We start from the raw sequence: 13,017 nt of genomic DNA on the forward strand, positions 1-13,017 counted from the left end.
AACGGATTTCACCTGGCGGCGCAGGTCATGTAATGTTGTTCCCGCAACGCCGACCGGGCAGAAAAGCCCGGCCAGCCAAGCACTCGTAGCTTAACGGATAGAGCATCTGACTACGGATCAGAAGGTTGCAGGTTCGAATCCTGCCGAGTGCACACAGCTCAGAGGCCCCCGGAGATATCCGGGGGCCTCTTGCGTTGGGCCGTACAGCAGCGAAGTACAGCAACGATGCCGATCGGTGCACTTTGCCGTCCACATCCCCCGGGCGGCAGCAACCGTCAACGGACGCCTTCAGCTCAAGCACCTGCGTGACCTCACTGGGCGGCGGGCTGAGTGCTGGCAGGCTCGCCCCCAGCTCAAGAGCACTGCAGAAAAGTAAGGGAAACGAAGTTTCCCCTCAGTGGCGGATACCCGGTGGGACCTTCAAGATAGCCGGCGAGCCGCATTTGGCTCCCCAACAACCCTTCTGTGCTGCGGGGTTGAGGGCATTCGCAGGCCGAAGCTGTGCGGGGCACCCGCGATCTTTGAGGGAAGGGAACGAGTGCCGCCGCCGAGAACCAAGGGAGCAATACATGGGCAACCTGGCCCTCCACGTCCCGCTCACTCGCTGGGCTGGACGTGCACCGTGGACTGTCGCACGGGACACGCGCGGTGGCAATCTCGTGGTCACGCTGGCAGTCATCGTGAGTTGTGTGATCAACGGCGACAGCTTGACTGGCGTGCTGCGGCAAGCCACTTGGTTGGTCGTCGCGATCATCGCGCTCGTAAGCGTCCAATGGGTCGCGTCGATGCGGCGCGTTTCGGTGGATGACCCGCGCCCCATCTAGCGACGTCGCCGTGGCTGTGGAGTGACGGCGGCCACAATCGAGTGCGGACGTGGCGGTATTGCTACGCCGACTGCCAACGAGTGTGAGCCCCTCTGCATCAAGGCCAGAGGGGCTTTCACGTTGCTCGGGCAGCGCGCTGCTTCAGCTGGTACTGCCCAGCGCGTCGGACAGCCTGCCGATCGCCGGGCGTACAGCATCCTCGCTCGCTTCGGCGTAGGCCTCGAGGCAGGGGCACACCATGTCTTCATTGGCGGGGCATGGGCATGCGACGGACAAGGACACGGCAGACTGCCGCTGTGTGGATACCAGTGGCAGTGACGATGCTGCTCTTCGTGCTCGCGTCGGCCTCTGCCATTTTCCAAGCCTGCAAGGGCGAGTGGTGGACCGCACTCGCGGTCTTCCTGCCTTCCCTCGGTGTGGCCGCGCTGCTTGGTGCCTTGGAGTGGCAGCGAACGTCGCTCTTCTGGGTGGCGGGCATGTTCGTCGTGGCCGGCTTCGGCGCAGAGGCCATGGCCTACTGGAGAACTCGAACGGCCGGTAGGGGACAGGTGGGCCAGTGAGCGCGGGCGACGTGTCGAGGTCGGTGGAGTCTCAATGGGCGAGTCAGCCCAGTCAGCGATCTTGAACCCGTTGTCGTCGTGATGTGACCGTGGGCTGGCGCGGACTTTCTAGGAAATCGATTGCAGCAGACTCAGGGCGCGCGCCGATACTCCGGCATGAGCACATTCGCAGAGGTCATCGTGTTGGCCCTGGGCGCTGACGAGGTTATGGAGCCGCTCACCCGTGATGACGAGCAGCGGACCTGGCGAGGTCGATTCGTGCCGATACAGAGCCAGTGGCTCGGTTCCTTTGGCATCGGTTGGGCCACGGAGTTCGAACGTATGCGATCGCGGTGTGGACTGCTGCGGCACTTGGAGTCACTCCCGTGGCCTCGCCCGGAAAGCGTGCAGGTCCTGATCCACGATCAGGACGACGACTGCTTCGGGCTATGGATGATCCAGGACGGCATGCTGGTGGAGGTACCTCTTCCGCGCACAGAGCGCTTCCATCAACCGGCTCCGCCCACCGAGGAGTTTCCGCCGGACCCGGGATACCTGCTCCGGACGGACCAGGGCCATGACCTGCCTGAGCAGACCCCGATAGACCGCCGGGATCCGCGGTCTGCCTGGTAACACCCCCGCCGAAGCAACGCTCTCGGGCCAGGCCGCAACACTGACGGCAGTCGTGACGGCGACGACGGCACACAGACGCTCGTGATCGCTAACCTGGGCGACCAGAACAGGAGGCCTCCGGGGCCCCTGGCGAGGCGGTGCCCGATCCTACGGGTCAGAGGGTTGCAGGTTCGAATCCTGCCGAGTGCACCGTTGAGAGGCCCCTCGGAGAGATCCGGAGGGCCTCTTGCGTTCACGGTGTTCTCCGGCGCAAAGGGATCGGCATGCGGCAGATCGCGATCATCGAAGCCCCGTCCATTCTCGGGCTGCGGCCGTCCGGGGTCGAGGAGTTGCCCGGGGCGCTGCTCGGGGCCGGGCTTGCGGAGCGGTTGGGGGCCGTGAGCGCGGGGCGGGTTGAGGCTGCTGCGTATGACCCTGTGCGGGATCCCGACAGCGGCGTGCTCAATGCCGCCGGGATCGCGCGGTACTCCGGCCGGCTCGCCGATGTCGTCTCGGGCGTACTCGATCAGGGGCTGTTTCCCGTCGTACTCGGCGGGGACTGCAGCATCCTGCTCGGCAACCTTCTTGCCCTCAGACGGCGCGGGCGGCACGGGCTGTTGTTCCTCGACGGGCACAGCGACTTCTATCAGCCGGCCGCCGAGCCGAACGGGGAGGCCGCTTCCATGGAGCTCGCGCTGGCGACCGGGCGGGGGCCGCGGGTGTTGAGTGATCTTGAGGGGCTTGGGCCGCTCGTGCGGGACGAGGACGTCGTCGCCTTCGGGTTCAGGGACGCGGAGGAGTCCGCGGAGGCCGGGATGCAGCCGTTGCCGGCGGGGCTGGAGGCCGTCGATCTGGCGGGTGTACGGGCTGTTGGGGCCCGGGAAGCGGCGCGGCGGGCGGTCGGGCGGCTCGCGGGGATCGGCGGGTACTGGGTGCATCTCGATGTGGATGTGCTGGACGACGCCGTCATGCCCGCCGTCGACTACCGCATTCCCGGCGGACTGAGCTGGGCCGAGCTGGAGGCCGTACTGGAGACCGCGCTCGGGGACGAGCGGGCCGTCGGGTTCGACATCGCCATCTTCAACCCGCGACTCGACCCCGACGGGACTCTGGGCGCGCGTCTTGTGGAGTGTCTGGCGCGCGGCTGGAACTCGGCGTAGGCGGGCGGCCGGTGTCTGTGGGCTCCGGTAGCCTCCCCGTTTTCGGCCGGAGGTGTGTATGGCATGGCGGTGCGCGGGGCTCGGCTGGCCCCGCGGGGCGCGGATGGCCGTGCTGCGGTGGGAAGGCGGGCGCGTCAGTCCGCTGACCGCCGGGAAAGCGCTGGGGTTCCGGGCCGAGGGCCTGCGGCAGTGTGTCGGTGCGCGCGGGAACGTGTGTCCGCTCGGGGCCGTCGTGGCGGGGCGTGCGACGCAGGCGCGGTGTGCCGAGTGTGCGCGGCTGGACCGGGCGCACTCGGTGGCCGCCGACACGATCGCCGACGACCCGCGCACGTACCGCGTCTATCTGGCCTGGTTCGGGCCCGGGATGGTCAAGGTCGGCATCACCGCGGAGGAGCGCGAGTCCGCGCGGCTGCTGGAGCAGGGGGCCGTCGTCTTCAGCTGGCTCGGACGCGGGCCGCTGATGGCGGCGCGGCGGACGGAGGAGCTGCTGCGCAGCGCGCTGGGTGTGCCGGACCGGATTCCCTACGCCGACAAGCGGGCGGCACGGGCCGAACTGCCGGCGCAGGCCGAGCGGGCCGCCGAGATCGAGGACCTGCACCGGCGCGCGCTGGGCCTGGCCGGCTGGGCCGAGTCGCTGGAGCCGCTGGGCTTCGAGGCCGTCGACCATGCCGAGGTCTTCGGGCTCGACGGGCTGCCGCCCGCGACCTCGGTGGTGCGCGCGCTGGTGGACGGCGGTGCGGTGGCGGGCACGCTGCTGGCGGCCGCGGGGCCTGATCTGCATCTGCTGACCGCGGGTGACGGGGTCGTGGTGCTCGACACCCGGCTGATGAGCGGGTGGTCGCTGATCGGCGCGGACGCGAGGGCCGGGGTGACCGTGCCGACGGCCGATGTCGGGCCGGGGGCCGTCCAGGACGGGCTCTTCTGAGCCCGTTGGCAAAGGCTTGGATCCCGTTCGGATCCCTTATGGCAATGAGGCTGGACACCTCCGTGACCTGGAACGGAGGGTGGTGGTCATGAGCAATCAGACGATCAGGCCTGTCCCCGCTTTTGAACCGCCGTACTACACCGCTGTCTTCACCTCCGTGCAGACGGAGACGACCGAGGGCTACGCCGAGACCGCCGAGCGCATGATGCAGCTGGTGAAGGAGATACCGGGCTTCCTCGGATACGAGTCCGCGCGGGCGCCCGGCGGGCTCGGGATCAGCGTCGGATACTTCAAGGACGAGGACGCCATCGCCGCCTGGCAGCGTGATCTGGAGCATCAGGCCGCGCAGCGACGCGGGCGGGCGGAGTGGTACGCGAGCTACAGCCTCCATGTCGGCAAGGTCGAGCGGAGCCATGGTTTTGAGCGCGAGTGAACAAGAGGCCGAGGACGTACGGGAGTTCTGGGGCAGGCTCGGGCTGCCGGGGCTCGTCGATGTGCACAGCCACTTCATGCCGGAGCAGGTGCTGCGCAAGGTGTGGGCCTACTTCGACGCCGTCGGGCCGCTGACCGGTCTGGAGTGGCCGATCGCCTACCGGCACGAGGAGGAGCAACGGGTCGCGCTGCTCCGGGAGTTCGGGGTCCGCTCTTTCACCTCGATGCTCTATCCGCACAAGGCGGGCATGGCCGACTGGCTCAACGGCTGGGCCGCGGACTTCGCCGCCCGCACCCCCGACTGCGCGCACACCGCGACCCTCTTCCCGGAGGACGGCGTGGAGCGCTATGTGCGCGAGGCCGTCGAGAGCGGGGCCCGGATCTTCAAGTCGCACCTCCAGGTCGGGGCGTACGACCCCAATGACGCGCTGCTGGATCCCGTGTGGGGACTGCTCGCCGAGGCCGCCGTGCCGGTCGTGATGCACTGCGGCTCCGGGCCCGCGCCCGGCAAGCACACCGGGCCCGAGCCGGTGGGCCGGCTGCTGGCGCGGCATCCGCGGCTGCGGCTGGTGGTCGCGCACATGGGGATGCCGGAGTACGCGGACTTTCTCGATCTGGCGGAGCGGTACGGAGAGGTCCGGCTGGACACGACGATGGCGTTCACCGACTTCAGCGAGCGGTTCGCGCCCTTCCCCGAGCGGTACCGGGCGCGGCTCGCGGCACTCGGAGACCGGATCGTGCTGGGGACCGACTTCCCGAACATTCCGTATCCGTACGTCCACCAGCTGCGGTCGCTGGAGCGGCTGGGGCTCGGCGACGACTGGCTGCGGGCGGTCTGTTACGAGAACGGGGCGCGGCTGCTCCGGCGGACCCACTAGCTCTTTCTCAGGGAATTCACAGGAACGCGCAAGGCCGTTCTCAGGGCGGGGTCGCAGGGTGACCAGCATGACCGCGACCTCGCCCCAGGGGCGTACCGAAATGCTCAGGCCGGACGGCAGCCCCGTGCGGGTGCTCGTCGTGGACGACGAGACGGCGCTGAGCGAGCTGCTGTCGATGGCGCTGCGCTACGAGGGCTGGGAAGTGCGCAGCGCGGGCGACGGCGCGGGCGCTGTCCGTTCCGCGCGCGACTTCCGGCCCGACGCGGTGGTGCTCGATGTGATGCTGCCCGACATGGACGGCCTCGCCGTCCTCGGGCGGCTGCGCCGCGAGCAGCCCGCTGTGCCGGTGCTCTTTCTGACCGCGCGGGACGCGGTCGAGGACCGGATCGCCGGGCTGACGGCGGGCGGCGACGACTATGTCACCAAGCCCTTCTCGCTGGAGGAGGTCGTGGCCAGGCTGCGCGGGCTGATCCGGCGGTCCGGCGCGGCGACCGAGCGCAGCGAGTCACTGCTGGCGGTCGGCGATCTGACGCTGGACGAGGACAGCCACGAGGTGTGCCGCGGCGGCGATTCGATCCATCTGACGGCGACGGAGTTCGAGCTGCTGCGCTATCTCATGCGCAATCCGCGGCGGGTGCTCAGCAAGGCGCAGATCCTGGACCGGGTGTGGTCGTACGACTTCGGCGGCCAGGCCAATGTCGTCGAGCTGTATGTCTCGTATCTGCGCAAGAAGATCGACGCGGGGCGTACGCCGATGATCCACACCCGGCGCGGGGCCGGATATCTGATCAAGCCCGGTGAATAGTGGCGGGCGTGCGGGGCAGAGGCCGTCGATGGTCGTTGCGGACCCGGCTGGTGGTCTCGGCGGTGGCGCTGATCGCGGTGGTGGCGGCGGTGATCGGCGCGGTCACGACGATCGCGTTCGACAGCTATATGTACGGCAAGCTCGATGATCAGCTGCGCAGCATCTCGGTACGGGCCGATCCTCCGCCCGGCCTGCCGGGGCTGAGCGGTCCCGAACCCGAGCCGCTGGAGTTCCTCGGCCGTGGCGGCCAGCCGTTCGGCACGGTCGGCGCCGTGGTCTCCGACGGCGGTGAGGTGACCGAGGCGAGCCGGACCGTGGAGAACACCACCCCGGTCCGCGAGGACGACACGACGCCGCTCAGCGCTGCACAGGAGAAGGCGCTCGCGCAGGTGCCGCTCGACGGAGAGGTGCACAGTGCCGAACTCCCCGGGCTCGGCGGCTATCACGTGGTCGCCGTGCACACGGCGACCGGTCCGGACGTGCTCGTCGGCATTCCGACCGGCGAGGTCGAGGACGCGCTGAGCACCCTGATCGTCGTCGAGATCTGTGTCGCCGCCGCCGGCCTCGTCGCCGCCGGAATCGCCGGAACGGTCCTCGTCGGAGTCGCCCTGCGGCCGCTGCGGCGGGTCGCCGCGACCGCGACCCGGGTCTCCGAACTGCCGCTGCACAGCGGCGAGGTGGCGCTGCACGAGCGCGTGCCGGACGCCGAGGCTGATCCGCGGACCGAGGTCGGGCAGGTGGGCGCGGCACTCAACCGGATGCTGGGGCATGTCGGTTCGGCGCTCGCGGTGCGGCAGGAGAGCGAGACGCGGGTGCGGCAGTTCGTCGCGGACGCCAGCCATGAGCTGCGTACGCCGCTGGCGTCGATCCGCGGCTACGCGGAGCTGACGCGGCGCGGCGGCCGGGACGATGCCGGTCCCGACACCCGGCATGCCCTCGGCCGGATCGAGGCCGAGGCGACCCGGATGACGGGCCTGGTGGAGGATCTGCTGCTGTTGGCGCGGCTGGACGCCGGACGCCCGCTCTCGTACGAGAGCACTGATCTCTCGCCGCTGGTCGTGGACGCGGTCAGCGACGCGCGGGCGGCGGGCCAGGACCACAAGTGGCGGCTCGAACTGCCCGTGGAACCGGCGACGGTGCCCGGCGACGCGGCCCGGCTGCATCAGGTTCTGGTCAATCTGCTGGCGAACGCCCGCACGCACACACCTCCCGGCACGACCGTCACCGCCCGTGTGCGCTGCGGCGGCCCGGCGGTCGTGCTGGAGATCGAGGACGACGGTCCCGGCATCCCGCCGGCGCTGCTTCCGCATATCTTCGAACGGTTCGCCCGCGGCGACGCGTCCAGGTCCCGGCACGCCGGATCCACCGGCCTCGGCCTGGCGATCGTGGACGCGGTCGTGACCGCGCACGGCGGCCGGGTCGGAGTGCGCTCCGAGCCGGGGCGCACGGTCTTCGGCGTGCAACTGCCCGCGTGGAACGCCGCGTTCCAGCCGCAGCAGGACATGCAGCAAGGCATGGAGCAAGGCACGCAGCAAGGCATGCAGCAGGGCCCACGGCAGAGCTTCGCGTACGACTCACAGACGGAGCACAGGCACATCACACAGCCGTGACAGCGCGCCCGCCGAGTGTCGTTCCATGCGAACCGACACCCCAATAGGGACTCTGCCGGCCCGGGAGCATCTGCTCGCCGACTCGGCCGACCTGCCCGTACTCGATGTGGTGATCCCGGTCTACAACGAGGAGGACGACCTCGAGAGGTGTGTGCTGCGGCTGCACGAGCATCTCGCGCGGACCTTCCCGTACGGCTTCCGCATCACTGTCGCCGACAACGCGAGCACCGACCGCACCCCTCAGGTCGCGGCCCGCCTCGCGGCCTCGATCGCCGAAGTGCGGTCGTTCCGGCTGGAGGAGAAGGGGCGCGGGCGCGCGCTGCGCACGGTGTGGTCGCACTCCGACGTCCCCGTCCTCGCCTATATGGACGTGGATCTGTCCACCGACCTCAACGCGCTGCTGCCGCTGGTAGCGCCGCTCATCAGCGGGCACTCGGACCTGGCCATCGGCTCCAGGCTCGCCCGCTCGTCGCGCGTGGTGCGCGGCCCGAAGCGGGAGTTCATCTCGCGGGCCTACAACCTGATTCTGCGCGGGTCGCTGGCCGCGCGGTTCTCCGACGCCCAGTGCGGGTTCAAGGCGATACGCCGCGAGGTCGCCGAGCGGCTGCTGCCGATGGTCGAGGACACCGGATGGTTCTTCGACACCGAGCTGCTGGTGCTGGCCGAGCGCGCCGGACTGCGCATCCACGAGGTGCCGGTGGACTGGGTCGACGACCCGGACTCGACCGTGCACATCGTGAGCACCGCGACCGAGGACCTGAAGGGCGTGTGGCGGGTCGGCAGGGCGCTGGCGGTCGGCGCGCTGCCGCTGGACCGGCTGGCGCGGCCGTTCGGCGACGATCCGCGGGACCGGCAGCTGACCGGAGTGCCGGGCGGGCTGGCCCGCCAGCTCGTCGGGTTCTGCGTCGTCGGCGCGCTCTCCACGCTGCTGTATCTGCTGCTGTACTCCGTCTTCCGGGCGGGCGTCGGGCCGCAGGCCGCCAACGCGTTCGCGCTGCTGCTGTCCGCCGTCGCCAACACGGCGGCCAACCGCCGCCTCACCTTCGGAGTGCGCGGCCGGGACCGCGCCGTACGCCATCAGGCCCAGGGCCTGGTCGTGTTCGGCATCGGGCTCGCCCTGACAAGCGGCTCGCTCGCGGCCCTCGACGCGGCCGCGGGGAACGCGTCGCACGGCACCGAGCTTGCGGTCCTGATCACGGCGAACCTGGCGGCGACGGTGCTGCGGTTCCTGCTCTTCAGGGCCTGGGTGTTCCCGGAGCGACGCGAAGCGTCTGCTCCCGCTCCCCAGGATCCGTATCCGTACCTGCCCACGACCACAACCGCCGGCGATGGTGCCGCGGACCACACCTGGGACGTGACCGTGCAGCTGCACCGCATCCCGCAGGACCACGACACGAGGAACGCACGATGACCCTGGCTCCCGACGACCACGCACAGCAGACCGCGGCCGTGCCCGAGGTGCTCACGACCGGCCCGGCTCCGCGCACGCACGCGCGTGCCCGGGGCACACGCGCCGGGCGCCTGTGGCGCGGACGGCCCGAGGACGCGCCATGGGTGCGTCCCGCCTTTCTCGCGCTGCTGCTCGCCACCGCGCTCCTCTACGTCTACAACCTGAGCGCGTCCGGCTATGCCAACTCCTTCTACTCCGCCGCCGCCCAGGCCGGCAGCGAGAGCTGGAAGGCCTTCTTCTTCGGCTCCTCCGACGCTGCGAACTCCATCACCGTCGACAAGCCGCCGGCCGCGCTCTGGCCGATGGCCCTGTCCGTACGGCTCTTCGGCCTCGGCTCCTGGCAGATCCTGCTGCCCGAGGTGCTCATGGGTGTCGCGACGGTCGGCGTCGTGTACGCGGCGGTGCGCCGGCGCTTCACTCCCGCGGCCGGTCTGATCGCGGGCGCGGTCCTGGCCGTGACGCCGGTCGCCGCGCTGATGTTCCGCTTCAACAACCCGGACGCGCTGCTCGCGCTGCTGATGACGGTGACCGTGTACTGCGTGCTGCGGGCGCTGGAGGACGCGCGCACCAAGTGGCTGGTCTGGGCGGGCGTGGCGGTCGGGTTCGCGTTTCTGACCAAGACGCTCCAGGCGTTTCTGATCCTGCCGCCGCTGGCGCTGGTGTACGCGGTCTGCGCGCCGACCACGCTGCGACGCCGGCTCGGCCAACTCGCCGTCGCCGGGCTCACGATGGTCGTCGCGGGCGGCTGGTGGGTGGCCATCGTCGAACTGTGGCCCGCCTCGTCGCGTCCGTACATCGGCGGCTCGCAGAACAACAGCTTCCTGGAGCTCACCTTCGGCTACAACGGCCTCGGCCGGATCAACGGCAACGAGACCGGCAGCGTCGGAGGAGGCGGTGGCGGCGGTGGCGGAGGCGGCTGGGGCGAGACCGGCATCGGCCGGATGTTCAACGACACCATCGGCGGCCAGATCGGCTGGCTGCTGCCCGCGGCACTGCTGCTGCTCGTCGCGGGACTCGCGGTCACCTGGCGCGCGAAGCGTACGGACACGGCCCGGGCCGCATTCCTGGTCTGGGGCGGGTCGCTGCTGATCACCGTGGCGATCTTCAGCTTCATGGCGGGGATCTTCCACGAGTACTACACGGTGGCGCTGGCGCCGTACATCGCGGCGCTCGTCGGCATGGGCGCGACGGTGCTGTGGGAGGAACGGCGGTCGTTGGCGGCGTCGGCGGCGCTGGCCGGGACCGTCGCGGTGACGGCGTACTGGTCGTACACACTGCTGGGCCGGAGCACGGACTATCTGCCGTGGCTGCGCTGGGCGGTGCTGATCGGCGGCCTGGCGGCAGCGGCCGGCCTGCTGCTCGCGGGCAGGGCCGGACGTCCGGGGCGCCGACTGGCGCTCGGCGCCGCGGTGTTGGCGCTGGCCGCGTCGGTGGCCGGGCCGGTGGCGTACTCGCTGACCACGGTGAGCGAAGGGCACGCGGGCTCGATCGTGACGGCGGGGCCGGCGGTGGCCGGTGGCCGTGGCGGTCCGGGCGGCGGTCCGGGCGGCGGCGGTGACGACGGCCGTGGCGGGATGCAGCCGCCGACCGGTCAGCAGGGACAGGGGCAGGGACAGGCTCCGGGTCAGGGCGGCCAGGGTCAGGGTCAGCCGCCGAACGGCTTCCCGGGCCAGGGCCAGGGCCAGGGCCAGGGCCAAGGCCAGGGTCAAGGCCAGGCACAGGGCCAGGCTCCGGGTCAGGGCGCTCAGGGCCAGATGCCCGGTGGCACGGGCGGCCGCGAAGGCGGCGCCGGCGGCATGGGCGGACTCCTCAACGGCGCGAACGTCAACTCCGAAGTCGAGGCCAAGCTCAAGGAGAACGCCGACGACTACACCTGGGCCGCCGCGGCCATCGGCTCCCAGAACGCGGCCAGCTACCAACTGGCCACCGAGAAGCCGGTGATGTCGATCGGCGGCTTCAACGGCAGCGATCCGTCGCCGACGCTCGCGCAGTTCAAGCAGTACGTGGCGGACGGAAAGGTGCACTACTTCATCGGAGGCGGCGGCATGGGCGGCGGCCCCGGCGGCGGTGGCAGTTCTGCGATCACGACCTGGGTGGCGGAGAACTTCACCGCGGTCACGGTGGACGGCACCACGCTGTACGACCTGACCGCCGAGAAGTAGCCCGCGACCTGGCCGAACAGCAGCGCTATACGGCGTACGAGAAACTCTTGTACGGTGTACGGGACGCCATCTCGTACACCGTACAAGGAGCATGCATGACGGCAACGACTGCCGAGACGGCCCCCAGCACTGGTCCTGCCGGTCGCCATCCGCAGCGCTGGCTGATCCTCGGCGTCATCTGTCTCGCCCAGCTGACCGTGCTCCTCGACAACACCGTCCTCAGCGTCGCGATCCCGTCGCTGACCAGGGAGCTCGACGCCTCCACCGCCGACATCCAGTGGATGATCAACGCGTACTCGCTGGTCCAGTCGGGACTGCTGCTCACGGCCGGCAACGCGGCCGACCGCTACGGCCGCAGGAAGATGCTGATAGCCGGGCTCGTGCTCTTCGGCATCGGCTCACTCGCGGCCGGACTCGCCCAGTCCGCAACCCAGTTGATCGCCGCGCGCGCGGGCATGGGCGTCGGCGGCGCGCTGCTGATGACCACGACGCTCGCGGTCGTCGTCCAGATCTTCGACGACACCGAGCGGGTCAGGGCGATCGGCCTCTGGTCCACCGTCAACTCGCTCGGCTTCGCGGCCGGTCCGCTGATCGGCGGGGTCATGCTCGACCACTTCTGGTGGGGCGCGATCTTCCTGGTGAACATCCCGGTGGCGGTGATCGGCCTGTTCGCGGTCGTCGCGCTCGTACCGGAATCCAGCAACCCGCAGGGCGACCGGCCCGATCTGCTCGGCGCGCTGCTCTCCACCATCGGCATGACGGCAGTCGTGTACGCGATCATCTCGGGCCCGCAGCACGGCTGGACCTCGACGCAGGTCCTGGCGTCGGCGGCGGTCGGTGTTCTGGTCCTGGGCGTCTTCGTGCTGTGGGAGCTGCGAATCCCCCACCCCATGCTGGACATGCACTTCTTCCGCAACCAGCGCTTCATCGGCGCGGTCGCGGGCGCGGTCCTCGTCGCCTTCGGGATGGGCGGCTCGCTCTTCCTGCTCACGCAGCATCTGCAGTTCGTGCTCGGTTACGGGCCGCTGGACGCGGGTCTGCGTACGGCGCCGCTCGCGCTGACCGTCGTCGCGCTCAATCTGACCGGTGTCGGCGCGCGGCTGCTGCCGAAGCTCGGCACGCCGGGAACCATCGCGGCCGGTATGGCGCTGGTGTCCGCGGGCCTCGCCACCATCGCGCTGCTGGGCGGCGACGCGTACTCCGGGATGCTGCTCGGGCTGGTCGTGATGGGCGCGGGTGTGGCCCTGTCCATGCCTGCGATGGCCAACGCGATCATGAGCGCGATTCCGCCGGAGAAGGCGGGCGTGGGGGCCGGGGTGAACGGCACGCTCGCCGAGTTCGGCAACGGCCTCGGCGTCGCCGTCCTCGGCGCGGTGCTGAACTCGCGCTTCGCCTCGCTCGTACCGGCGGTCGTCGGCGCGGCCTCTCTCCCGGCGGCGCTCGCGGCGGCGGACGGACCGGCGGACCGCGCCAGGATCTCCGACGCCTTCGCCTCCGGACTGGAGACAAGCCAGCTGGTCGGCGCGGTGGCGGTGCTGGCCGGCGGGCTGCTGGCCGCGATGCTGCTGCGCAGGGCGGAGCGGGCAGACTCACTCAGGACAGCGGCATAGCATCGGGAAC

The 13,017-nt window shown here is 70.4% G+C and carries 12 protein-coding genes and 1 tRNA gene; all 13 read left to right on the forward strand.

Features of this window, described 5'->3' with window-relative positions; all coding sequences use genetic code 11:
* Window positions 1-79 precede the first annotated feature (79 nt).
* The 13 genes from ACH4YL_RS06605 (at window position 80) to ACH4YL_RS06665 (ending at window position 13,007) form a co-directional block, all read left to right on the forward strand.
* Window positions 80-152: transfer RNA gene (locus ACH4YL_RS06605), tRNA-Arg, on the forward strand.
* A gap of 417 nt (window positions 153-569) precedes the next feature.
* Complete coding sequence (locus ACH4YL_RS06610; protein WP_398505423.1) at window positions 570-824, forward strand: hypothetical protein; 255 nt, start codon at window positions 570-572, stop codon at window positions 822-824.
* Between the two features lie 314 nt (window positions 825-1,138).
* Window positions 1,139-1,384 (forward strand): hypothetical protein, encoded by a 246-nt coding sequence (locus ACH4YL_RS06615; RefSeq protein WP_398505424.1) that lies wholly within the window; start codon window positions 1,139-1,141, stop codon window positions 1,382-1,384.
* A gap of 156 nt (window positions 1,385-1,540) precedes the next feature.
* A complete protein-coding gene (locus ACH4YL_RS06620) occupies window positions 1,541-1,996 on the forward strand; it encodes a hypothetical protein (protein WP_398505425.1) in 456 nt (151 codons plus the stop codon).
* 263 nt (window positions 1,997-2,259) lie between these two features.
* Window positions 2,260-3,135 (forward strand): arginase family protein, encoded by an 876-nt coding sequence (locus ACH4YL_RS06625; protein ID WP_398505426.1) that lies wholly within the window; start codon window positions 2,260-2,262, stop codon window positions 3,133-3,135.
* Between the two features lie 58 nt (window positions 3,136-3,193).
* The gene (locus tag ACH4YL_RS06630; protein ID WP_398505427.1) at window positions 3,194-4,060 is read left to right on the forward strand and encodes a DUF2797 domain-containing protein; all 867 of its coding nucleotides are present in this window, start codon (window positions 3,194-3,196) and stop codon (window positions 4,058-4,060) included.
* An 88-nt stretch (window positions 4,061-4,148) separates the two neighbouring features.
* Window positions 4,149-4,493 carry an antibiotic biosynthesis monooxygenase family protein gene (locus ACH4YL_RS06635; RefSeq protein WP_398505428.1) on the forward strand — a complete coding sequence of 115 codons (345 nt, stop codon included), beginning with the start codon at window positions 4,149-4,151 and terminating at the stop codon, window positions 4,491-4,493.
* Window positions 4,474-5,370, forward strand: a complete 897-nt coding sequence (locus ACH4YL_RS06640; protein WP_398505429.1) for an amidohydrolase family protein — start codon at window positions 4,474-4,476, stop codon at window positions 5,368-5,370. Before ACH4YL_RS06635 ends, ACH4YL_RS06640 begins: the two co-directional genes overlap by 20 nt.
* A 67-nt stretch (window positions 5,371-5,437) precedes the next feature.
* Window positions 5,438-6,175 carry a response regulator transcription factor gene (locus ACH4YL_RS06645; protein WP_398505430.1) on the forward strand — a complete coding sequence of 246 codons (738 nt, stop codon included), beginning with the start codon at window positions 5,438-5,440 and terminating at the stop codon, window positions 6,173-6,175.
* Entirely contained in the window at window positions 6,175-7,785 is a 1,611-nt protein-coding gene (locus ACH4YL_RS06650; RefSeq protein WP_398505431.1) for an ATP-binding protein, read from the forward strand. The genes ACH4YL_RS06645 and ACH4YL_RS06650 overlap by 1 nt, the downstream gene beginning before the upstream one ends.
* A gap of 25 nt (window positions 7,786-7,810) precedes the next feature.
* Window positions 7,811-9,196: a glycosyltransferase gene (locus tag ACH4YL_RS06655; protein ID WP_398505432.1), complete on the forward strand. Its 1,386-nt coding sequence runs from the start codon at window positions 7,811-7,813 to the stop codon at window positions 9,194-9,196.
* Window positions 9,193-11,397, forward strand: coding sequence for an ArnT family glycosyltransferase (locus ACH4YL_RS06660; protein ID WP_398505433.1), 2,205 nt, complete (start codon window positions 9,193-9,195; stop codon window positions 11,395-11,397). The genes ACH4YL_RS06655 and ACH4YL_RS06660 overlap by 4 nt, the downstream gene beginning before the upstream one ends.
* A 95-nt stretch (window positions 11,398-11,492) precedes the next feature.
* Window positions 11,493-13,007 (forward strand): MFS transporter, encoded by a 1,515-nt coding sequence (locus tag ACH4YL_RS06665; RefSeq protein ID WP_398505434.1) that lies wholly within the window; start codon window positions 11,493-11,495, stop codon window positions 13,005-13,007.
* The last annotated feature ends 10 nt before the right edge of the window (window positions 13,008-13,017 follow it).

The sequence above is a fragment of the Streptomyces sp. NPDC020681 genome (genome assembly GCF_044334895.1).
Taxonomy (GTDB): Bacteria; Actinomycetota; Actinomycetes; order Streptomycetales; family Streptomycetaceae; genus Streptomyces.